General features: G+C 58.9%; 17 protein-coding genes, 2 tRNA genes and 2 rRNA genes. 3 read left to right on the top strand and 18 right to left on the bottom strand.

Features of this window, described 5'->3' with window-relative positions:
* Window positions 1–116: 116 nt before the first annotated feature.
* The 4 genes from ABKS89_RS10315 to ABKS89_RS10300 form a co-directional block, all read right to left on the bottom strand.
* Window positions 117–3,008 (bottom strand): 23S ribosomal RNA (locus tag ABKS89_RS10315).
* Between the two features lie 229 nt (window positions 3,009–3,237).
* Window positions 3,238–3,313 (bottom strand) — tRNA-Ala (locus tag ABKS89_RS10310).
* Window positions 3,314–3,340: 27 nt separating this feature from the next.
* Window positions 3,341–3,417: transfer RNA gene (locus tag ABKS89_RS10305), tRNA-Ile, on the bottom strand.
* 64 nt (window positions 3,418–3,481) lie between these two features.
* Window positions 3,482–5,018, bottom strand: a 16S ribosomal RNA gene (locus ABKS89_RS10300).
* Together the 16S and 23S rRNA genes with 2 tRNA genes alongside form the textbook arrangement of a ribosomal RNA operon.
* 1,017 nt (window positions 5,019–6,035) lie before the next feature.
* Between ABKS89_RS10300 and ABKS89_RS10295 the strand changes: the two genes are divergently transcribed.
* Window positions 6,036–6,530, top strand: coding sequence for a BRO-N domain-containing protein (locus tag ABKS89_RS10295; protein ID WP_348590265.1), 495 nt, complete (start codon window positions 6,036–6,038; stop codon window positions 6,528–6,530).
* A gap of 181 nt (window positions 6,531–6,711) precedes the next feature.
* A complete protein-coding gene (locus ABKS89_RS10290) occupies window positions 6,712–6,855 on the top strand; it encodes a hypothetical protein (RefSeq protein ID WP_242015306.1) in 144 nt (47 codons plus the stop codon).
* 30 nt (window positions 6,856–6,885) lie between these two features.
* On the opposite strand, the gene ABKS89_RS10285 is transcribed toward ABKS89_RS10290, so the two are convergent.
* Window positions 6,886–7,134, bottom strand: coding sequence for a phage regulatory CII family protein (locus ABKS89_RS10285; RefSeq protein WP_348590263.1), 249 nt, complete (start codon window positions 7,132–7,134; stop codon window positions 6,886–6,888).
* 65 nt (window positions 7,135–7,199) lie between these two features.
* On the opposite strand from ABKS89_RS10285, the gene ABKS89_RS10280 reads away from it, so the two are divergent.
* Entirely contained in the window at window positions 7,200–7,418 is a 219-nt protein-coding gene (locus tag ABKS89_RS10280; protein ID WP_348590262.1) for a hypothetical protein, read from the top strand.
* A 448-nt stretch (window positions 7,419–7,866) separates the two neighbouring features.
* Here the strand turns inward: ABKS89_RS10280 and ABKS89_RS10275 are convergent, their stop codons facing one another.
* The 13 genes from ABKS89_RS10275 to ABKS89_RS10215 form a co-directional block, all read right to left on the bottom strand.
* Complete coding sequence (locus ABKS89_RS10275) at window positions 7,867–8,298, bottom strand: DNA mismatch endonuclease Vsr (protein ID WP_518301041.1); 432 nt, start codon at window positions 8,296–8,298, stop codon at window positions 7,867–7,869.
* 38 nt (window positions 8,299–8,336) lie between these two features.
* On the bottom strand, window positions 8,337–10,022 hold the full coding sequence (locus ABKS89_RS10270) for a DUF2357 domain-containing protein (protein WP_348590260.1): 1,686 nt from the start codon (window positions 10,020–10,022) through the stop codon (window positions 8,337–8,339).
* A 3-nt stretch (window positions 10,023–10,025) separates the two neighbouring features.
* Window positions 10,026–11,639 carry an McrB family protein gene (locus ABKS89_RS10265; protein ID WP_348590259.1) on the bottom strand — a complete coding sequence of 538 codons (1,614 nt, stop codon included), beginning with the start codon at window positions 11,637–11,639 and terminating at the stop codon, window positions 10,026–10,028.
* Window positions 11,605–13,110: a DNA cytosine methyltransferase gene (locus ABKS89_RS10260; RefSeq protein ID WP_348590258.1), complete on the bottom strand. Its 1,506-nt coding sequence runs from the start codon at window positions 13,108–13,110 to the stop codon at window positions 11,605–11,607. The genes ABKS89_RS10265 and ABKS89_RS10260 overlap by 35 nt, the downstream gene beginning before the upstream one ends.
* An 820-nt stretch (window positions 13,111–13,930) precedes the next feature.
* Window positions 13,931–14,188: a hypothetical protein gene (locus ABKS89_RS10255; RefSeq protein WP_348590255.1), complete on the bottom strand. Its 258-nt coding sequence runs from the start codon at window positions 14,186–14,188 to the stop codon at window positions 13,931–13,933.
* A complete protein-coding gene (locus ABKS89_RS10250; RefSeq protein ID WP_348590254.1) occupies window positions 14,185–14,559 on the bottom strand; it encodes a hypothetical protein in 375 nt (124 codons plus the stop codon). The genes ABKS89_RS10255 and ABKS89_RS10250 overlap by 4 nt, the downstream gene beginning before the upstream one ends.
* Window positions 14,560–14,568: 9 nt before the next feature.
* Window positions 14,569–14,979 carry a cell wall hydrolase gene (locus tag ABKS89_RS10245; protein ID WP_348590253.1) on the bottom strand — a complete coding sequence of 137 codons (411 nt, stop codon included), beginning with the start codon at window positions 14,977–14,979 and terminating at the stop codon, window positions 14,569–14,571.
* A 60-nt stretch (window positions 14,980–15,039) separates the two neighbouring features.
* A complete protein-coding gene (locus ABKS89_RS10240; RefSeq protein WP_348590250.1) occupies window positions 15,040–15,372 on the bottom strand; it encodes an HNH endonuclease in 333 nt (110 codons plus the stop codon).
* A 189-nt stretch (window positions 15,373–15,561) separates the two neighbouring features.
* The gene (locus ABKS89_RS10235) at window positions 15,562–15,798 is read right to left on the bottom strand and encodes a hypothetical protein (RefSeq protein ID WP_348590248.1); all 237 of its coding nucleotides are present in this window, start codon (window positions 15,796–15,798) and stop codon (window positions 15,562–15,564) included.
* Entirely contained in the window at window positions 15,798–17,564 is a 1,767-nt protein-coding gene (locus ABKS89_RS10230; RefSeq protein ID WP_348590246.1) for a hypothetical protein, read from the bottom strand. Before ABKS89_RS10230 ends, ABKS89_RS10235 begins: the two co-directional genes overlap by 1 nt.
* Entirely contained in the window at window positions 17,565–18,338 is a 774-nt protein-coding gene (locus ABKS89_RS10225) for a hypothetical protein (protein ID WP_348590245.1), read from the bottom strand.
* Entirely contained in the window at window positions 18,338–19,306 is a 969-nt protein-coding gene (locus ABKS89_RS10220; RefSeq protein ID WP_348590244.1) for a hypothetical protein, read from the bottom strand. Before ABKS89_RS10220 ends, ABKS89_RS10225 begins: the two co-directional genes overlap by 1 nt.
* Window positions 19,306–22,881, bottom strand: coding sequence for a hypothetical protein (locus ABKS89_RS10215; protein ID WP_348590243.1), 3,576 nt, complete (start codon window positions 22,879–22,881; stop codon window positions 19,306–19,308). Before ABKS89_RS10215 ends, ABKS89_RS10220 begins: the two co-directional genes overlap by 1 nt.
* Between the last annotated feature and the right edge of the window lie 31 nt (window positions 22,882–22,912).

Genomic DNA, 22,912 nt, shown 5'->3' with positions numbered 1-22,912 from the left:
CGTGGCAGGTGCACACGCTCATCCAGATTCGGGTATGTGACAGGTATTTGCGGTTCACACGAACTTTCGGTTCGTTACGTCTTCACCGTACAACACGCAAATTGTTTGGGTGTTATATGGTCAAGCCTCACGGGCAATTAGTATCGGTTAGCTCAACGCCTCACAGCGCTTACACACCCGACCTATCAACGTCGTAGTCTTCGACGGCCCTTCAGGGGAATCAAGTTCCCAGTGAGATCTCATCTTGAGGCTAGTTTCCCGCTTAGATGCTTTCAGCGGTTATCTATTCCGAACATAGCTACCCGGCAATGCCACTGGCGTGACAACCGGAACACCAGAGGTTCGTCCACTCCGGTCCTCTCGTACTAGGAGCAGCCCCTCTCAAATCTCAAACGTCCACGGCAGATAGGGACCGAACTGTCTCACGACGTTCTAAACCCAGCTCGCGTACCACTTTAAATGGCGAACAGCCATACCCTTGGGACCGGCTTCAGCCCCAGGATGTGATGAGCCGACATCGAGGTGCCAAACACCGCCGTCGATATGAACTCTTGGGCGGTATCAGCCTGTTATCCCCGGAGTACCTTTTATCCGTTGAGCGATGGCCCTTCCATACAGAACCACCGGATCACTAAGACCTACTTTCGTACCTGCTCGACGTGTCTGTCTCGCAGTCAAGCGCGCTTTTGCCTTTATACTCTACGACCGATTTCCGACCGGTCTGAGCGCACCTTCGTACTCCTCCGTTACTCTTTAGGAGGAGACCGCCCCAGTCAAACTGCCCACCATACACTGTCCTCGATCCGGATAACGGACCAGAGTTAGAACCTCAAGCATGCCAGGGTGGTATTTCAAGGATGGCTCCACGCAGACTGGCGTCCACGCTTCAAAGCCTCCCACCTATCCTACACAAGCAGGCTCAAAGTCCAGTGCAAAGCTACAGTAAAGGTTCACGGGGTCTTTCCGTCTAGCCGCGGATACACTGCATCTTCACAGCGATTTCAATTTCACTGAGTCTCGGGTGGAGACAGCGCCGCCATCGTTACGCCATTCGTGCAGGTCGGAACTTACCCGACAAGGAATTTCGCTACCTTAGGACCGTTATAGTTACGGCCGCCGTTTACCGGGGCTTCGATCAAGAGCTTCGCTTTCGCTAACCCCATCAATTAACCTTCCGGCACCGGGCAGGCGTCACACCCTATACGTCCACTTTCGTGTTTGCAGAGTGCTGTGTTTTTAATAAACAGTCGCAGCGGCCTGGTATCTTCGACCGGCATGGGCTTACGGAGTAAATCCTTAACCCTCGCCGGCGCACCTTCTCCCGAAGTTACGGTGCCATTTTGCCTAGTTCCTTCACCCGAGTTCTCTCAAGCGCCTTGGTATTCTCTACCCAACCACCTGTGTCGGTTTGGGGTACGGTTCCTAGTTACCTGAAGCTTAGAAGCTTTTCCTGGAAGCATGGCATCAACCACTTCATCATCTGAAAGATGACTCGTCATCAGCTCTCGGCATTAAGACCCCGGATTTACCTAAGATCTCTGCCTACCACCTTAAACTTGGACAACCAACGCCAAGCTGGCCTAGCCTTCTCCGTCCCTCCATCGCAGTAACTAGAAGTACAGGAATATTAACCTGTTTCCCATCGACTACGCTCTTCAGCCTCGCCTTAGGGACCGACTAACCCTGCGTCGATTAACGTTGCGCAGGAACCCTTGGTCTTTCGGCGTGGGAGTTTTTCACTCCCATTGTCGTTACTCATGTCAGCATTCGCACTTCTGATACCTCCAGCAAGCTTCTCAACTCACCTTCACAGGCTTACAGAACGCTCCTCTACCGCGCATCTTGCGATGCACCCGTAGCTTCGGTGTATGGTTTGAGCCCCGTTACATCTTCCGCGCAGGCCGACTCGACTAGTGAGCTATTACGCTTTCTTTAAAGGGTGGCTGCTTCTAAGCCAACCTCCTAGCTGTCTAAGCCTTCCCACATCGTTTACCACTTAACCATAACTTTGGGACCTTAGCTGACGGTCTGGGTTGTTTCCCTTTTCACGACGGACGTTAGCACCCGCCGTGTGTCTCCCACGCTGACACTTCCAGGTATTCGGAGTTTGCATCGGTTTGGTAAGTCGGGATGACCCCCTAGCCGAAACAGTGCTCTACCCCCTGGAGTGATACGTGAGGCGCTACCTAAATAGCTTTCGAGGAGAACCAGCTATCTCCGAGCTTGATTAGCCTTTCACTCCGATCCACAAGTCATCCCCTACCTTTTCAACGGGAGTGGGTTCGGTCCTCCAGTCAGTGTTACCTAACCTTCAACCTGCTCATGGATAGATCGCCCGGTTTCGGGTCTATACCCAGCGACTAAAACGCCCTATTAAGACTCGCTTTCGCTACGCCTTCCCTATACGGTTAAGCTCGCCACTGAATATAAGTCGCTGACCCATTATACAAAAGGTACGCAGTCACCTAACAAAGTAGGCTCCCACTGCTTGTACGCATACGGTTTCAGGTTCTATTTCACTCCCCTCTCCGGGGTTCTTTTCGCCTTTCCCTCACGGTACTGGTTCACTATCGGTCAGTCAGTAGTATTTAGCCTTGGAGGATGGTCCCCCCATATTCAGACAAAGTTTCTCGTGCTCCGTCCTACTCGATTTCACTTCAAAGAACCTTTCACATACGGGGCTATCACCCACTATGGCCGCACTTTCCAGAGCGTTCTGTTAGATTCAAAGAAGCTTAAGGGCTAATCCCCGTTCGCTCGCCACTACTAAGGGAATCTCGGTTGATTTCTTTTCCTCAGGGTACTTAGATGTTTCAGTTCCCCTGGTTCGCCTCTTACACCTATGTATTCAGTGCAAGATACCTAACTTATGCTAGGTGGGTTTCCCCATTCAGAGATCTCCGGATCAAAGTCTGTTTGCCGACTCCCCGAAGCTTATCGCAGGCTACCACGTCTTTCATCGCCTCTGACTGCCAAGGCATCCACCGTATGCGCTTCTTCACTTGACCATATAACCCCAAGCAATCTGGTTATTGTCTCGAACGTGAAGACGACATTCGCCGAAAATTCGCGCTTGAACTCGCAAATTTTACCTTGACTTGAATAATCACCAGTGAAAGAGATTATTCAGTCTACTTCTATCACATACCCAAATTTTTAAAGAACAGTTCTGGCACAAAGACCAGACATCAATGTTCGTTCATCCTGAACATTCATGTCTGAGCTTTCGACGATTAATGGTGGAGCCAAGGAGGATCGAACTCCTGACCTCCTGCGTGCAAAGCAGGCGCTCTCCCAGCTGAGCTATGGCCCCATCGGATCAGCAGCACACCACAACAATTGGTGGGTCTGGGCAGATTCGAACTGCCGACCTCACCCTTATCAGGGGTGCGCTCTAACCAACTGAGCTACAGACCCAATCGTCTAACCAGTGAATCAAGCAATTCGTGTGGGAGCTTATGAAGAAGCTGAGATCTTCGATTAAGGAGGTGATCCAGCCGCAGGTTCCCCTACGGCTACCTTGTTACGACTTCACCCCAGTCATGAATCACTCCGTGGTAACCGTCCCCCTTGCGGTTAGACTAGCTACTTCTGGAGCAACCCACTCCCATGGTGTGACGGGCGGTGTGTACAAGGCCCGGGAACGTATTCACCGTGACATTCTGATTCACGATTACTAGCGATTCCGACTTCACGCAGTCGAGTTGCAGACTGCGATCCGGACTACGATCGGTTTTATGGGATTAGCTCCACCTCGCGGCTTGGCAACCCTCTGTACCGACCATTGTAGCACGTGTGTAGCCCTGGCCGTAAGGGCCATGATGACTTGACGTCATCCCCACCTTCCTCCGGTTTGTCACCGGCAGTCTCCTTAGAGTGCCCACCATAACGTGCTGGTAACTAAGGACAAGGGTTGCGCTCGTTACGGGACTTAACCCAACATCTCACGACACGAGCTGACGACAGCCATGCAGCACCTGTGTTCCGATTCCCGAAGGCACTCCCGCATCTCTGCAGGATTCCGGACATGTCAAGGCCAGGTAAGGTTCTTCGCGTTGCTTCGAATTAAACCACATGCTCCACCGCTTGTGCGGGCCCCCGTCAATTCATTTGAGTTTTAACCTTGCGGCCGTACTCCCCAGGCGGTCGACTTATCGCGTTAGCTGCGCCACTAAGATCTCAAGGATCCCAACGGCTAGTCGACATCGTTTACGGCGTGGACTACCAGGGTATCTAATCCTGTTTGCTCCCCACGCTTTCGCACCTCAGTGTCAGTATCAGTCCAGGTGGTCGCCTTCGCCACTGGTGTTCCTTCCTATATCTACGCATTTCACCGCTACACAGGAAATTCCACCACCCTCTACCGTACTCTAGTCAGGCAGTTATGGATGCAGTTCCCAGGTTGAGCCCGGGGATTTCACATCCATCTTACCAAACCACCTACGCGCGCTTTACGCCCAGTAATTCCGATTAACGCTTGCACCCTTCGTATTACCGCGGCTGCTGGCACGAAGTTAGCCGGTGCTTATTCTGTTGGTAACGTCAAAACAGCAAGGTATTAACTTACTGCCCTTCCTCCCAACTTAAAGTGCTTTACAATCCGAAGACCTTCTTCACACACGCGGCATGGCTGGATCAGGCTTTCGCCCATTGTCCAATATTCCCCACTGCTGCCTCCCGTAGGAGTCTGGACCGTGTCTCAGTTCCAGTGTGACTGATCATCCTCTCAGACCAGTTACGGATCGTCGCCTTGGTAGGCCTTTACCCCACCAACTAGCTAATCCGACCTAGGCTCATCTGATAGCGCAAGGCCCGAAGGTCCCCTGCTTTCTCCCGTAGGACGTATGCGGTATTAGCGTTCCTTTCGAAACGTTGTCCCCCACTACCAGGCAGATTCCTAGGCATTACTCACCCGTCCGCCGCTGAATCCGGGAGCAAGCTCCCATCATCCGCTCGACTTGCATGTGTTAGGCCTGCCGCCAGCGTTCAATCTGAGCCATGATCAAACTCTTCAGTTCAATACTGCTTGGGTTTTGAGAAAACCCTAAACTTGGCTCAGCAATCGCATGCTCTGTTTAAAGAGCTAAAACTCTCGAATTCACGAGTGTTACTTGCGTTGCTGATAATCAGTCGATCATCAGTCTTACATCACAAGCACCCACACGAATTGCTTGATTCAACTTGTTAAAGAGCAGCTGGTTAAGGCTTTCATCTCAACCGAGGCGCGCATTCTACGCTAACCTCATCTTCCGTCAAGCTTTATTTTTCGAAAATTTCTTTTCTACTCAATCGCTTGTGCTTCAGCGAAGGAAACCTTCTCATCAGCGGGAGGCGCATTCTACAGCGATCAAACTCGCTGTCAACCACCTCGGCGATCTTCTTTTCAGCTCACTGCCGGAGCAGCTAACGAAGAGCGGCAAGTGAATCACCTGCCTGACCACCACTCCTAACTCCGAACCTCTGTAAGTACTTGATTTTCAAGCTCTTTCAGCGCTTCGTCGCTGGGAGTGGTGCGCATTATAGGGAGTTTAAATCGGCCGTCAACGACTTTTTGCAGAAAGATGACAAAAGGGCTTCTCCCCTCCCCCCCTCTATATAGAAGCAGCACGTGTCTGCCCCTCTCCGCACCGACGCATCAACGGCTTCCAGCCAGCTGCGTCCTGCCGCCTATATAAAGGAGGCACCGCTGAAGCTCACATCCCAGAGGTGCGCTTCCCGGATTCCTACGCGCTTTGCAGGTTGCCGCCTCGGCAAACCCTCCCCCATCCTTCGCCCGTCACGGTCAATCCCGTGACCAGGTTTAGCGACTTGAGAGATGGCGCGACCGCGCTGAAAGCGCATGCGGGAAACAGCGAAGGTTTCCTGTAGGCCCTTTCACGCCTGTAGTATTCACTACTGGCTCTATGGCGGATCGCGCGGGGAGGCCCTCGGGTCTGCCGGTTCCATCTCCCGGTTCGCTAACCCTGCGCGGTCCGCCACCCTTCGAATAGCGACGACGCGTGGCGGCTCCTCAACCTCGTAGATGGAGCTCCACCATGCAAGACGCCTACAGACCTGTCATTTTCCAACGCCACACCCACCAGCTACGCGCCGTCCTGATCGACCGCCAGCCTTGGTTCGTCGGCCTCGACTTCGGCCGCTTGATCGGCACCGGCCGCCCCTACCATCTGCCCAAACGCATGGACCCGGAACAAAAACGCGCCGTTGCCCTGGAATACCTCAGCGGCTTCCGCGAGGAAGTAGAGGTCATCAACGAATCCGGCGCCTACAAAGCCCTCTACCGATTCTGGCACCCCGAACACCGCCACATCGCCAAATGGCTCAGCGACGAAGTCCTCCCCACACTCCACGACACCCAGCACACTCCCGACACCACTCCCCACCGTGCTTTCATGACCTGGGCCAACCAACGCATCGGCGTCATCAAGTGGCAAGGCGAAATCTGGATTGCGCGACGGGATCTACCGACTTTCCTGGCAACGCAGGATGAATGGGCCCTCCGGGACGCGCCGAGCTGGCGATCGATCTAGGATTTTTTTGCAGGAAGAGAAATGCAAAAGGCCGGCTCATTGCTGACCCGGCCTTTTTCTTAAAATTCACCCCGAATAAAGAGCAGGGACCCGCCCTCACGCCTCAGCAGGCACTATAGAGCCCCCCCTCAACACCTCAACCTTCCACGCCATACAGCATGATCGCTGCCTGGAGATCCTCATGACGGGCTGCTACGTACTTTGCATGGAGCGCTCGAATTCGCGCGGTCTCCTTATCGTCTATCTCTCCGTCAGCCAGGGCGGCGGCGATCATCAGATCAACCTCACCTCTTCGCGCGGCTGCGGTCACCGTCCGCTGGTGTAAGTCGACGTTATCCAACTCTCCAGCCTGCGGCTACGGCACGAACACGCCGTCGTACAGCGAGCAAATGTAGTCGGGCAAGTGGTGCGTGCCAGTCTGCTGTTCCAGCACCAACAACTCCGAGTCGCTCAGCGGCTTGCACCCGACCGTTTCATAGATTTGGTTCTCGAGACGCTTTTCGTGGATACCAGGTCGCGCAGCTGCTTCGTCCTTGCCGCCCGGACATTCATTCACGACGACCGCCATTACCTTCCGACGGGCGCCTAGTACGGTGAGATTCATGTCCTAGTTTTTCCTTGGCGTCAGCGCGCCTATCGTCCGAACCATCGCCAGCGAAGGAGTCGTCCATGTGCCAGCCTTCCACTCACCATCTTCAGGGCCAACTACTTGCCCTTCAAGCTCAACTCAATGCGTTTATCGCCTCGATGCCAGCGGATATCAGCGCATCAGTACAGGAACAGCCGCAACGCCAAGTTGATCTGGCCAGAATCGATATTATCAGCACCGAATGGTCCGGGCCGGTGATGCCGGGATTCGACGCCCAGATCGAACAGGTGTCACTGTGAGAGTCGATATGGGCACCGATCATATGCCGGGCCGAGCGTACTACTTGAAAATGCATAGAGCAGAAACGACAAAACCGCCCAGAAGGCGGTTTTGTTTACATCAATTTGGTCGGGACGGAGTGATTCTAACACTCTACCCCTTGCACCCCATGCATGGGGCAGAACCAAGCCAAGCTGCTGAATCCTATAAAAAAACACCCCGATTCAGGCCAACCAAAGCAACCAGATTTAGGTGTTTTGCAAACGTAGCTACGCGGACTGCAGTGGGGGTTTTGCGCACCCGGCAACCAAAGGCACGCCGGAGGCGCGTACTTCCTAAAGCCCGAATTGCCCCTGATTGGCTACCCCACTGAAGTGCATGCGCACACTTGGTTTGCCAGGATTAAAGCGCCCTACCTCCAGAACGTTTCGGCAGCTAGTCCGGGAGGTACACAGGGACTTCGCCGGACTATCGTTGCGAGCTTGCCATCCCTGAGATGTCTATCAGCGTGAGATCCTGTGAAAGCAGGAAGGCTTGGCACTTTGTGATGACGTCATCACCGATCAGTCTATTTGCGCCTCTAACACTGCATTCCCAAACATTGGCGACCCGCCATCCCCGCTGGAGCAGAGCTGCGGTAGCTCGCTCATCCCGAGCACGATTAGACGCGATTTTTGCAGCCCAGAAATCCTGTCGGGTTGCAGGGAGTTTAAACATCGGACAGTCGTGACCGTGCCAAAAACAGCCATGGACGAAAATCACAGCATGATAGCGCGGAAAGACAAGATCCGGGCGGCCAGGTAATTTGCGATCCTGCAGTCGATAGCGAAAGCCCCGGGCATGCAACCCGCGCCGGACGATCATTTCTGGCTTAGTGTCACGACCCCGGATCCGACTCATATTGAGCTGGCGTTGCGCGGGAGTAAGCACATCAACCACTAGTGTGCCCCAACAGCATCTGCGACGATCGCTCTCAGGCTACTTCGCAACTCGTTGTCACTCATACCAGGGCGTAGGGTAATAGCTCCAAAACGGAACTTATCCCGATACTGAGGATGGAAAAGCCGCCCAGGTAGATCTTCAGTTTTGAAGTCAGAACCCAAAACAGGCGCGTGCGGCGTCAGCAAGTATGCAGCCGTCACTACCCCCTCAATCTCACCATTTTCAGCCTCTTTCACCAACGCATCTCGATACATGTGAATCGAGCTCAGGCCATCACTCAGACCATTATTAATACGGTACTTGGCATCCAGGATGATCAGCTGTCGACTGGGGTCACCGAAACCGGTTCCTGCCAAAACCACATCGGGCTTCATGGCCCGACTGAAGCTACCGAAGGTACCGAAGGTACCGAAGTCACCCTCTCCTTTTGACTCCACCCAGTACTCTCGATACTCGCGCTGGAAGCACAATACTTTGTCAGGGCCAATTGGGACGATGACGGCAGCCGCGGAAATCGTCACACCACCGGCCGCGTCAGTCACGAACAGACTACGCAGGTCAAGGCCTGTTGAACCGTATTCTTGAACAGTCGCACGAAGAAGACGCAGGAAGCACCACAGCTCGTACAATTCAAAGGTTCTGGCCAGTGGCATTTGCAGAAAATCGCCGGAAATAGCGGCGAGCCCCAGATTCATGTCTTGCCACAGCCGGTAAAAGCGACGATAAACAGCATCATTACGAAACAGCGAAGACATCTGCAATTTTGCTGGACCGTCGGTAACGTCTGTCATAAAGCCCGAACCAGCAGCATCATTGAGCCGCCGAGCAATATGCCGCGCCCGGACAGCCCACCTGCTGGCGGTAGTGAGCACCTCAAGGTCATCGGTGCGACCTGCCTTAGCCAACATGTCGGCCACACGGGAAAGCCACGCAGCCCATGCCCGAAGACAGGCCTTGATCTGGCGGTGCTCCGGAATGTCTACACTGTTTCGACGTTTTCGGATCGTAATTTGAGCAGGCAGGCGGCCACCAAGCACCTCAGGTAACCGAGATGGTTTAACGGTCTCGGAGCGGATTAGTCCAGCTCGAAACGACTTAATAATTTCCGGCCCAGTAGCGCGTATGGCGCGGTGAGCAGGTACTGTCACCTGCTCAGCACTTAAAGCGTGCCGCGGCGAACGCTTGATTGCCGCAATGACCTGCACAATTTCCTCAGCTCGTGAGCGCAGAAACTCAAGCCGAGCCAACGGTGGAGGCTTATTGCCGGGCTGGCGGGCAATGCCCTTACGGAATGCGCTAAGGGAGAATAGAGCAAAGCAGTCCTCCAATACCTCGCGCACCATAGAGTCGAAGTCGCTGCGGGTAAGCTTGCGAAGATCCGGATCAGTTGTAATCTCGAACCGGCGAACTCCGATACCGGGTAGACGTAGCACTACTTCCACAGAGCCGGCATGAAAACCGGGTGTCCAACGCCATCGCGCAACACGAGTCTGACGCGAACGTAAAGCCTCGACAGGTATATCGTCGATCAGTAGGTCCGCAGCAAGCGCATCGTCACTGTCACGTAATTCAAACAGGTATGAAGAGGCCTCCCTGATTGCACCTTCAGGGATTACATCCTGGGAAGGCCAAACCTGCCATGAAGCCCCTCCCCCTTCGCTCTGGATATAAAGCGCAGTCATGTCTCAGTGCATCGCCTGGAAGGAGCCATACTCGTCCAGATCAGCCAGTAGTTTTTGGACGTATTTCTGTGAGCGCGGAAGATTTTCACAGGCCTTCGCCAAAGCATCGAGCATCGGGCGCTGAAGCTCTGCACCGCGTAGCTTGACAAAGATCTTTTGCACCAACAGCTCGTCCGTAACGCTATCACTCGGGCTTTGCAGGTGCGTGGCATCAAACGCATGGTATCGCACGAACTCCTCCATAACCCGATAACCGAAACCTAAACCGTGCCTCCCCAGGATCCCGTGGATCTCGATCAATTTTGACTCTGATACGGCTATCGCGTTTTTTAGATTCGCATCACGGATGGCCAGCGATGCCAGGAAGCCCGGCGCGTCCACTTCAGACATGTCGATTACCGATGCGCGATCGAGTACTTTGTCGCTAACAGGATTAGTTGTCTCGTCGACATTTATTGTGCCGATGATGAAAAGGTTGGACGGTATAGGAATTTCATCCTCAACAGAGGCACCACTTGTACCCTCCAGCGGTACTTCGTTGGAATGCAGCTTCAGTGTTCCACCTGTCTCGATAGCAGACAATACATCAGATAGGTAGTACTCAACCCGCGCAAGGTTCATTTCATCGAGGATCACAAATACCGGAGAGCTACTAAACGCTCTCGCGACCATCACGGCCTTTAAAAAAGTCGGCACGACGTAACGATTCGTCAGAACGTCATAGTAGCCCGTTAACCCAGTAGGATCCGTCCATTCCGGGCGAACCGGACACTCGAATAGCAGCGGATTGGGGACTGTACTCGAAGTCAGACCATGGACTGCACGCGCATACTTCAATGCCAGCTGCGTCTTACCAGTACCAGAGAGCCCCGAAAGAATCACAAAGCGCTTGTGATCTAGGAAGTTCAGAGCGGCATGAAACCGCCGGACCTCACCATTCGGATAGTGGCCACCCAACCCACTAACGTTATTCTCGATATCCGCAATCGGAATGTCCCGCGGCATGCGATGCATATCGGGACTGAGCGTTTCCGCATCCATCCAGACAGGAAGTTCGTGGATTTGCTTCCATCCAACCAAACTGCTTAACCAACCAACGAACTCACGGGCAAGGAGGCTGCGGCGCGCCGATGCCGCTGGAGGATACAGTGCGACAACAATTTCGTCTGGCTCTGTAGAAGGCCCGAAAGGTGTTAAATCAATCTTCAGGCTGTCCCAGAATTGGGCATTGCGCATCCACAAACGCCCGTCAGAAGCAAGATAGAGCGCTACCACATTATTCCGGTCACTGTTCTTTGTGAGGCCACCAGGATTTCCAGCTTGTCCAAGGAGTTTCATCTCGGCTAAGCGCGTCAGGAAATTGCCTATGTCCTTGCGAACCAGAACGGAAAAGTAAACCTCGTCCTCCGGGGGAAACCGGAGGACACAGCCAAATATCATAGCCTCGACGTCGTCTTTGACGTTCTCAAGGTTTACTACGCCAAGCTGAATACCACCCTCAATAATCTTGGCGCTATTCGAAACGCCGAACAGTGCTCTCGGGCGGACCGCATCTGACGTACCGAAGTGTTTCTGTGCGGCTTTAAGAAACTGCTTCTGCCGCTCGACAAGGCTCATCTACCATATCCTTCTGTATGACTGCCTGTTTGATGGTTTGCATCATTTGGGTAGCAAGTGCTTTTGCCATAAGAGGCGGAACCGCATTTCCGATTTGCTTGAAAGCAGGGTTCATGGTGCCGCTGAAATGAAACCCATCCGGGAAAGACTGCAGGCGTGCAGCCTCGCGCACCGAAATGGTTCTAGCCTGCTTGCTGTCGTAATGGATGTGGCTATAGCCATCTTTGCCTAGATGGGCCATGAGCGTGCGTGCTGGCTGATCGCGCCACATCTTGCGCCACTTATTCGGGAACTTGCTCGCGTCGTATGGGGGCACGATCGAGTCCCTTAGAGCCTTGTATTCTGCAGAACCCTCAGCAAGCTCCGCACCGCGGGCACGCTCGACAGCTAGCCGCTCCTCGAACATGTCGATTGCATGCGCATATGCCTCTGGATACTGATCACCTGGGTTCATGCGGGCGAACAGTTCATAGTCACGAGGCAAGTAGCGGATGACATGGTCTGTCGGCCCCTCTTTAGGAGCTTCATGACCTGGCCAAGTACGCATCAGCTCTGCGTAGGCAGAAGGCGTCCTGCGACTGTAACTGACAGGGGTATCAAAACGGCGAGCGCCTCGGGCGATCTTCCCAGCAGCAAGTAGCTCCCGAGCATTGATTGCTGGAAGATCATCTAGCGCGTCCTCGGCCGTTACTGCAGGTGGAAGATCTGAGGTTGCAGCTGGGGGCTCTATGTAGGAGTGAGCCTGATCGGCCAACCCTCGCAGCGACTTAAGTGCAACAGAGCGAGAGCCCTCATAACCGGGTGGCAATATCAACCAGTGGCTGGGCGAAGGAAACGAAACTTTCGCTCCCAGCTCATGTCGGTACGCAATCAGGAACATCCGTTCCCGCATCTGCGGGACGCCATAGAACGCTGCGTTGAGCAAGGTATAACCACAGATATAGCCTTTGGCTTCCAGGACCTCGCACGTTTCTTCAGCGATATTCTGCCCACCGTGATTCAGAATATCGGGAACGTTCTCCATGAGCACGGCCAGCGGCTGGAATGCGTCTACGTACTCCAAATACTTCTTGTAGAGCTGCGCGCGCGGATCATGGATGAACGCTTCGGGGTGCTCTTCGATTTCACGCAGCTTGGATCTACCCACCCGCGCAAATGCTTGGCAGGGAGGCCCTCCCACCACAATATCGAAGGCATCAGCTACATCACCCAGATTAAGCTGTCGGCACAGATCGGCAGGCGTCGTTTTTGTAATGTCTATCGGCTGACTATGGGCCTCAGCGCCACCATGGAAGTTAATACCATGCGATCTAGCTGCATCGGGATCAAACTCAACGGAGCCCCGCATCTCGAAACCTGCGGACTCGAAACCGAGCGAGATGCCACCACAGCCGGAGAATAGATCCAGGACACGGGGCTTTGCGGCAGATTGCAGGCGCGCCAGTTTACGAAGAATGACATCGTTACTCATAAATCAGATCCTTGTCGCTTAGACAGGCGAAGAGGCAATTCCAGCTGTCCCTGGTGCTCGTCCAGAAAACGCTGTACTGCCATGCGAATGACCCATGCGGACGAAACCTGATTCGCATCAGCCAGGGCTTGCACCTGCAGGTGAACATCCTCAGGCAGCATGACTGAGGTCCTGACGGTCTTACGATCAGGAGTAATGGGGGAGCGAGCCATTTGCTGGAAACCGATGGTGGATGTGGCGCCATTGTGCACCAAACCGCATACCCTTGCACCAGCCTCCTATTCACCTATCCGTGAAGATATTTGCACTGCATAACCGCTGCTCAACTTGCTCTCACATGAACCGCAGCAAACCGTAATAGCGCAAACACGCCTAAGCCCCGTCGCCGAACGCCAGCAGCGGTGGGGGATGGCGCCCCCAAAAGATGGCGGTCATGCCAGCGCCGCATTGGTTCTCGCCCACAGTGTGCGGCGCTCAGCAGCACCGGCCGGCGTCCGGCCTCGACATCCGTCCCCCAAGTGGTTGGCATCAGCCAGCTCGATGAGGCTGTGCGTCACCCACTCAAGCAGCTCCAACAACTCCAGTTCGTCTTCCAGCGGTCGGCCGGTGTCTTGGCCGGCGGCGCGGTAGTTTGCTCGGCCGGTGATCTACTGCAGCCCCCTGCCACCTGTACCGCCAGCCATCGCTAGATCCAATCGGGGCATTACCGGTGCGCTCGGCGTACATGGTGTTGGCGATCAGTTCTGGCTTGCGGGCAACCTGCTCAGCGAGGCCTGTCGGGTGCCCCTGCCCCCCCTTGGGGCCTTTCGCTATTTATGGCTTACTGACAGCCCTGCAATGCGGCGAGCAACTGCGCCTCGTACCCCTTCTGTTGCTCCAGCTCCGCCAGCAAAGCCCGCACCTTGGTCTGCAGGCTGTCGCCCTTCTGTAGCGATGCCGTCGCCCAGGTCGGCACCTCCACAGCCGGCGCTCGACACGGAACTGCCACCGGCACCTCCACGCGCACCGTGCGCGGCTCACGCTCGATCTGGCCGGCGCATCCCGCCAGCGCGACCACCAACACCAGAAGCCACTTCATAACCCCAACTCCTTGTCGATCAGCGCCTCGGCCACCGCAGCAGGGTCGCCCTCGGCGCGCTCCTGCTGCAGCCGCTGGGCGGCGGCGTAGTGCTGGCCAGCCTGCTGCTGCGCATCGGCGACGGCCTGAGCCGCCTTGGCCTGTCGTTGTTCGGCCTGGTTCGCCAGCTCGCCCAGCTTGGCGCCCTGCTCGGTGACCAGCGCCAGCACGTTGTCGCGTGCCGCGGTGCAGGTCGCCAGCTTGGCGCCCGTGTCCTGGAGCTGCGGGGCGTATTGCTCAGAACTGAGCCATACCCCGCCGGCAGCACCGACACCCACCAGCAAGGCAGCCGCCAGCGCCAGCGCGCCGACCTTCCATGAAAACGTCAGCATGGGCACCTCCTACGGCACATCGCGGAAGAAGAGGTGCCGCCCGATCTGCACCGTCTGCTTGGCTTTCACCGACCAGGCCGGCGGCGTCTTGAGGCTGGTCGAGTAGTAGTGCGTGGCGCCGCCTGTCGGGTCGGCCTGTCGGCCTGCGATGACGACCAGCGCCGCCTCGCGCGCCTTCACGTACTCGGCCGAGGGGATCGGCCGTGCACCGCTCAGGTACGGATAGTTCGGGTCCTTCACGTTCCAGCAGCTGTACTGCCAGGGGTGCTGGCATACGCTGACGATGTCCTTGCCCCACCAGCCCGGACGGGCCGCGCGGTTCTTGATGGTGAACCCGACGGCAACCATGCCGGCGAACCCCTCGCCGCGCGCCTCGCCCCACAGGGTCCGCGCCAGCACATCCACTTCACGATCGCTCATGCTTTTCTCCGGGCATGAAAAAGCCCGCCGAAGGGCGGGCTTGGTTGATGTCTCAGTTATTCAAGTTGGCCGAGCAGAGTGCCAGCCTCCTTTCTTCATACGGCGCTGAACCTTGGCGCGGTAGGCTTCCGGCGAAAGCGGACGCTTTGCTTGGTGCCGGCGAGAGTTGCAGAACCAGCAGGCCGCGGCGATGTTGCTGGCCGCATCGGTGCCACCTTCGCACCGGGGGAGCAAATGCTCAGCCGTACACTGAAATTCGTGCGTCTGGCTCAGTCTGACTTGGTGTTCTACGGCGTACTGATCGGGCGAGGATTGCCACATCGGGCAATTGCAGTAAGTGCAGCGGCCGGACTGGCGTTGGAAGGCTTTGGTGCGGATGGTCTGGATGTTCACGTTCGTGTCCTTGAGGCCGGCGACGGCCTCCTAATTAAAGGAAGTCCGTCAGCCGCATAGACACGAACCGAACGGTGACCAGTCAAAAGAGAACTGGCCGCAGAACGAGGGGCAACCCCCATCGTCTGGAACGCCCCTTATGGGGCGCGCAACCAGAATCTAAGCCAGCCTGCATCCACCTGGCAATCCCTATACCTCGAAGTCGTACTGCGGCAGGCTCGGCGCCTGCCCCATCACCTGGCCGTCGCTGATGAAGGCATTCTGTCCGACCGCCACGCTGGTGCCGCGGGCGACCACCTGGCTGCCGTTGCGCAGCTCCACCACGCAGGTGCCGGCCGAGGTGTTGACGCTCACCACCTCCCCCACCGTCTTGGAACCGCCAGGCAACAGGCCGATGAATTTCTTCCACGGGTTCACGGTTGCCATCAGGTGCCGCCCTCCTCGTAATGGCGTTCGATCTTCAGCGTCTGCCAGACCTTGGAAGCGCCGACGCCTTCGGCCCGGATGCTTACGCCCAGGCAGAGGCCGCGCCAAGTCTCGTCAGCATCGCGGAACTCCACCAGCATGCCGGGCTGCACCAGGCCTGGGGCGCTGCCTCCAAGTTCGAATAGCGGGATGCGGCGGGTCTCGATGGCCTGATTGCCGCCCTTGCTGAGTTCGCAGATGCCGCGCGTGCGTGCCGGATCGGTGCCGGTCATCCACTCCTCCATCACATCCGGCGCCGGCTCATCGCCGGACGTGCCAGCGCGGCGCACCTGTGCGGACACGCCGTAGTTGATGCCGCTCACATAGACGAAATTCCAGGCGGTCTGCGGGCTCCACTCGCTGCCCCACTCCGCGACGATCTCTGCTGGCACGATGCAATCGGGCACCGCGCTGTGCCAGTACCAGGTCGCCTCTCGGTAGCGCGGCAAGATGGTGAAGGAGTCGCCGGCCAGGGAAGGCCGAACGATGCCGCCGGCGACCTCGGCGAGCCGATGGATAACCCCCATCGGAGTCATGTCGGAATAGCTGAAGGCGCCGGCCGGCAACGTCCAGTCCGGCGGCCCCATGGCCACCGTGTCCCAGTTCGCGGTAAAGCCGGTGAACTCCAGCTGATCGTCCACGATGTTGCGGGCGTTGATGCCCACAGTGTTCATGCCGCTGCGCGCGGGCGCGTATGGCTCAGCCAGCAGCTGCGTGCGACTACTGCCGCTGATCGAATAGCGCTCACTGCCGAGCTTGCCGGTGCCGCTGTAGCGCTCCACCAGGAAACGCCACACCCAACCGTTGATCGTCAGCTCTACCGTCTTCGGCCCGGCGGCGTCCTGCTTCACCAGGTTCAGCGAGGTGCGCCCGAACAGTTCGGCGCTGAAGGTCCACGCGAAGCTATCGATGTCCAGGCCGATGTCGATGCTGATGGCATCGAGCGGCGTGCCGGTGGCCACGTCCACCAGGGTGACCGTGTTGGCGATCATGTAGGTCTCCAGAATGTCGGGTTCCTGGGGCGGGTCGACCACGACCACTGGCCCCGGATAGTCCGGGTAAACGATGCCTGTCGGCTTTGGGTCGGTGGGCGTGCCCCAGCCCCACGGCAGGGTGCGCATGGCATCGAGGATGCTCGCCGGGGTGAAGCGCACCACCGCCCCGCCATCCACTGGCTGGATGGCGCGGGCGCGCGGGGTGTAGCGAAAGTCAAAGAACACCGAAGCCGTGGTGCTGGGCACGTAGCGCGCCCCTGAGAAGGAGAACTCCACCAGCCCCGCCTTGGGGATGTAGAGGCTGGCTGCGCGCTCGGCCGCCGCATCGAAACGCGGACCGAACTCATCGCTGCGGAACCAGGTCTGCCCGCTGGCCGTGTCCCGTTGCGCTGGCCTGGGGTTGTAGATCAGCCGCAGGCGCACGTCCTGCGCCTTGATGGAGCGGTCCCAGCCAAGGCGCCGCGCCAGATCCTTCTGCGCCACGGTGTCCCAAGCACTACGCGCGGCGGCATCCTCGCCTCCTGCCTGGCCCCAGGCCGTCAGCCGCTGCTGATCCTGGGCAGGCACAGTGTCCCAACTGCTCCGCCCCTCTTCCTCGCAGTCAGCTGCCAATCCCCAGCGCGAGCCGCCGGCCTGTTCCTTCGCCGCGACCTCGCCCCACTCCGAACGACGCGCAGCATCAAGCCTCCGGCGGGCCTCATTCCAGCTCGCCGTCGAGTCGTGTGTGAGCATCTATTCCCCCTCGATACGCAACGGCCCATGCGCGATGGGCTGGTAGTAGCGCCGCACCACGGCTCGGGCAGTGCCAAGTTGCTGCGGGCCTTCCAGGCTGTCGTCCCACCACTCTGGCTCGACGGCCGGCAGGACTCCGGTCTGCGTGATCCGGTATACCCAGCCCAGGAAGACTGAAGGCCGAACCACCTGGCCCTCGGTGACCGGGAGGCTCGGCGCGAAGTCGACGCCCCACTCATCCAGGCCGATGGCGTAGCAGTCCCCATCCGTCACCCGCACGTCGATTGTCCCGTCCCCGTCGTTTACCGGGCCGTAGCCGGCGACACGCCACTGGCCGGAGCTGGGCTTCTCCACCACCAGCACCTCGCGCGCAACCGCCGCACCTTCCACTCGCACCCGCGCTGACAATGCAGCCCGATCGCCGGAGGCACCGCCATCCCCGGAGGTGATGTTGAAGGTGTACGTGCCAGCGGCACCAATGGTCAGGTAAGCCGCGCGGATCTTGCGGGGCGCGGTGTCGTCGTAGCCAATCACCAGCCACTCTCCCTGGTCGTTCAGGGTCTGCTGCTGGATGGACTCGTACCGCGTGAACTCGCCCCCTACCGTCTCGAAAGCGATAGACACCTGGCCGACCTGAGCGAAGCTACGGAAGAACAGCACCCGCTTCTCGCCCGCCGATACCTCGCCCTCACGCAGGACACGAAAGCGGAAAGCTACGCGCGGGGGCACCACCTGCCCGAGGACGAGCGGGATATGCGTGACAGTCAGGGCCATTACCAGAACCTCGGATCAATGGTGAGAAACAGCCCCCCGTTCGTGTAATACGTCTTGAGAGGCGACACCGGCATGCCCGACACCAGCTCGAACGGATTAGCAGCATTGCTCAGCGTCAAGTCACCCACCGCCGAGCCCTTACCTACAGAGCGAAGCGCGTAGTTCATGTAACCGATAGAGTTCGGCTGCACCGTCACACCCCGCAACGTCCCCGCATCCTTCGTCGGCGTCATCCATGGGTAGCGCACCAGGTCTACCCGCTCCAGGGGATAGACGATGGTCCCAACCGGCGCGGTCGTGATCCCCAACGGCGTGACCGGCGCAATGGAGCCGGTGTCTACGAGCAGGCCCGTCGCAGGGTCACGTAGAACCGTCATCCCGGTGGCATTGAAGTAGTTGATGGCCGAGCTGGGGGTGGTTGCCGTGTTCAGCCCCCCAATGGCCAGGAAGTTGCCGCCGCTATCCTCGCCAAACGCTATCGAACCACCGAACTGCGATTGCCCGGTCATGTTCTCGAATTGGGCCCCGGCGTTGTTGGCGTACCAGAATGTCGTCAGCACGGCGCTCTTGCTATCCGCCGCCAACGCCCAGCAGAAGCGGCTATTGGCGGCAAGACTGCCGATGTAGATCATCTGAGGGACAGCATTGTTTGCCGCTACCCCCGACTTCACTCCTTGCCCCGTGATGATGTTGCTGGTTACACCATCAAAAGTGGCGGCGAGCGTGATCCTGACAAATCCATTGGTCGTGTAGGTGAAGCAGATATAGCCGGAGCCAGGCCCGTTACGAAGCACCAGGTAGTTTGTGTCCTCCGCGACCAATGCCCAGCCGGCGGCTGGCTTACTGCCGTAGCCGCCGACCAGGCAACCCTTGAGGATGGTTTTCAGCGCGCCGAAGTAGAACGCCTCTCCGGTGCCCACGGCAATGGTCGGCGCGCCCGTGTCGATGCTCGAATAGAGCGTTGCCATTAGTCAGCATCTCCTCGAATCTGCAGGCGGAATTCATCGTCCTCGACCGTGCCCTGGCCGCTCAGCACCGTGCGCGCGATCCACAGCGGACCGAGCGCCGAGTCGGTGTTGAAGCGCACCGCGTTGGCCGCCGCCCAGCCGGTGCCCCACCCCTCTTTGCGAATGGTGAAGTACGGCGTATTGGTCTGCGGGTTGAGCGGCGCGCAGTCGCTGGCGGTGGTGCCGGTGGTGATGACCCCCAGCTTCTCCTCGACCACCTGGAACTGCGTAGCCGAGGTGAACACCAGCGCCCACTTGCCATCGATGGTCCCCTGATTGGTGACGATGGGCGGATAGCTCAGCGTGTTGTAATTCGCCGTGGTGGTGTCCCCGATGGGGGCGTCCGTCCAGTTCGGTGCACCGGTGTTCCAGGCCTTCTGCGTGAACCAGTGGTGATAGCGCGACTGCAGGTCGCCCCAGCTCACCGCACTGGACACCGTGGTCTCGTTCGCCGGCAGATCCCACGGCACTGGCGAGGCCAGCTCAAGGTCGCCGCTGATCTGCACCTCGGTGCACAGGGTCATGTGCTCGACACGATCCTGGATCACCAGCGGTGGCGTCAGCGGGTCGCCTGCGGCGTTCTTCAGTACCAGCGGGTTGCCCCAGGTAACCCGGCCCAACTCGCGGTCGACGGTGTAGCTGGTCGCAGCCAGAGCCTGGCCGTTAACGTCCACCACCTCGATGGCCGCCTGCTGCTGCCGGGCCAACTGCACGGTGCCACCGGCAACAGGCGAAGCCACCACCGTCTCGGCGACGTGGCGGATCACCAGCACGTCGGCCTCGCGGTACTGCGGCACCCGGCCATCCGACGGCAAGCGCACCGGGTCCAGGCCGATCAGGCTGGCATCCAGCGGCAGGGTCGAGAAGATCACCCCGTTGTAGCGCAGCAGCAGCGGAATCACCGGGATGTCGCTCGCCCCGGTCTGGTCGCTCAGGTTGCTGGTAAAGCGCAGGCGCACGATGCCGGTGTCGATGTCCACCGTGCCCTTGATCACCGGGCTGTTGAACACGCCATTGGCATCAGCGGTGGCCATGACGACCGCGGCGGTGTCCACGCGCACCGCCGTGACCTGCAGGCTCCCTGCGCGCAGCGGCGCCCCCGGCGTGCGGAAGGTCATCGCGTTGACGCTGAAGCCGGCGTTGGTGGTCAGGCAGGCCAGCACAGTCACGGCGGAACCGGCACCCGCGCTGTAGGTGCTGAGCGTGGCGGTGCGGCCGGCGTAGTCCACCGAGCCGACCGCCGTGCCGGCGTTAGTGGCCGAGCTGATGCCCTTGTACAGAATCCCCGAGCGGTCGACGTAGGTCTCCCCGCCCCAGGTGAACAGCAGCGAGCCCGGCAGGATCGCCTCCGCCACACCTGGCAACAGATCCAGCGTCACCGGCACCACCGACTGCACGTCGGTCTGCGCGCCGTAGCTCTGGCCGTTGCCCTGCGCCCGAATGGTCAGCGTGCCGCCGAAAGACTCCAGCAGGTTGGTGTTGGTCTTGACCAGCTCCAGGGTGTCCGGCTTGAAGCCGTTCTTCTCGGTCGCGTAGGTGTACTGGATGTACACGTACTGCCTGGCGACCTGCAAAGACGCAGCTCCGGTGGAATAGTTGATGCTCCCGGTCAGGCCGCCGCCCCAGGAGCCCGAGCCGTTGTCGGTCACGGCGTTGCTGACCTGAATCTCGGACTCGTACACCGGTAGCGTGCTGCCGCTCTCCGTCACGCTCTTGTCGATGGCCGGTACCGCCTGACGGCGCCGGGTGAGCCAGCTCACCTGGACGCTACCGGGCTTCAGCGGCGCGCCAGGGATGGTGAAGGTCGCCATCCCCGACGAATCCGACGTGACCGCCAGCGGCGTGTCGGTGACCGAACCTTGCTGGTAGGCATGGGTGATCGCGGTCCCCGCATCCGGCGTGGCGGTCAGCTCCATCGACACCGTGCCGGCGGCATAGTTGATCACCCCCGAACCGCCGGTTCCGCTGAGCGTGCCGTTGCCGGCATCGGTGATGGTCTTGGTCACGCCGCCGACCTTGAAGGTGGCGCTGTAGCTGCCCGGCAGGATGCCCTGGTGCGGCAGCGTGCGGCTGACCTTGGCCTTGGCCTGCGCCGAGACGCCGGTGCGCTGGGTGAAAGCCGAGGTGTTCTGGCCGACGTAAGCCCAGATCACCGAACTGCCGACGTCGGGCAGCGCGTTCAGGGTCAGCGCGACCGAGCCGGTGGCGAAGGTGATCGTGCCACTGCCCTGTCCGGTCAGCTCGCCGTTGCCCGGATCGCGCAGGGTCTGCCACTTGCCGAGGGCCATGTAGCTGACCTCAAGGGTGCCCGGCAGCGGCGGCGCGTCGGACAGGCTCAGGGTGTAGACGTAGCCACGATTCGACAGGTCGATGGGAATTTCCCCGGTGACCATCTCGCCAGTGGCGGCCGCCGCCGGCTGCACCGTGGCACTGGCCGAGCCCGTATAGCCGGCCGTGGCGCGCACCAGGTTGATCTCGCCCGTCTCATAGTCGACGGCGCTGCTGGTGATCCAGTTGCTGCCGGACACAAAGCGCAGCTTGCCGGTGCTGTCGTCGGAGAAGGTGCCGCCGTTGACGACCAGGGTCAGTGTCCCCGGCGCCACGCCGGTGCCGATGAAGCTGCGCGACTGCCCGCCGGTGACCAGGACAAAGGTCAGCGCCACAGCGCGCGAGGGGCCGGTGGTCAGCATCAGGCGCTTTTGATAGCCGGCCAGCTTGTCGATCAGCGCATTTTCGCGGGTGCTGCTGGGCACCAACTGGGCATAGACCGACTTCACCGTGACGTTGAGCGCACCGGCCGTGACGGCAGCCGCCAGGGGGCTGATGCCGTAGTAATGGGCAGCGTCCGCGACCTGGGTCGAGAGCACCTGAGCCTTGGAAATGTTCGCGGCGTTGGTGGACGTCGTGCCCGCCGGGGTCGGCGTGCCACCAGGGAAGGTGGTCAGCAGCGGTGAGCTGATCGACAGGTCCAGGCGGCGACGGGTGAAGGTCACGAAGTTGCCGTTGCCGTAGTCATAGGTGAAGGACTCCAGCGAGGCCTCCACTGCCGTAAACCGCACGTACTGCGAGGTCGTACCGTTGACCAGCTGATACACCTCACCGATCTCCGGCAGGCGCTGCTCCTCGCGCTGCACGCAGGCGATGGCGCGCTGCCCCTGCAGCTGGTTGCCCAGCAGTTCGAAGGAGGCAGCCACCGCCGGCACCACGAACGACTCGATGGCATCGCGGGCGTTGGCTCGCTCGTCGGTCTGGCTCCCGGTGTTGAATAGCACCACCGACACACGCGGATCGGCCGGCGCCTTGGTCAGGATGCAGTGGGCACCGAGGTACGGGTCGTCATTGGTCGACACCACACCGGCAAAGGCCTTGCGCAGGTTGATGCGGCCGATGGTGCGGTCCAGGCGCGAGATGTCCGGGAAAAGGTTGTTGGTCTCGCTGTCCGCCACGGCGGTACCGGTGGCGCGGCCGCCGCCGTCGGCCTCGTCGGTCAGGCGCTGGGATTTGAGCAGCTTGATGTTGTCGTTGCTGATAGCCATGGGCACTCCAGCCAGAAACAAAAAACCCCGC

Origin of the sequence: Pseudomonas sp. LABIM340 (assembly GCF_040017195.2) — a bacterium.
GTDB lineage: Bacteria > Pseudomonadota > Gammaproteobacteria > Pseudomonadales > Pseudomonadaceae > Pseudomonas.
This window is presented reverse-complemented; position numbering and strand designations above follow the sequence as displayed.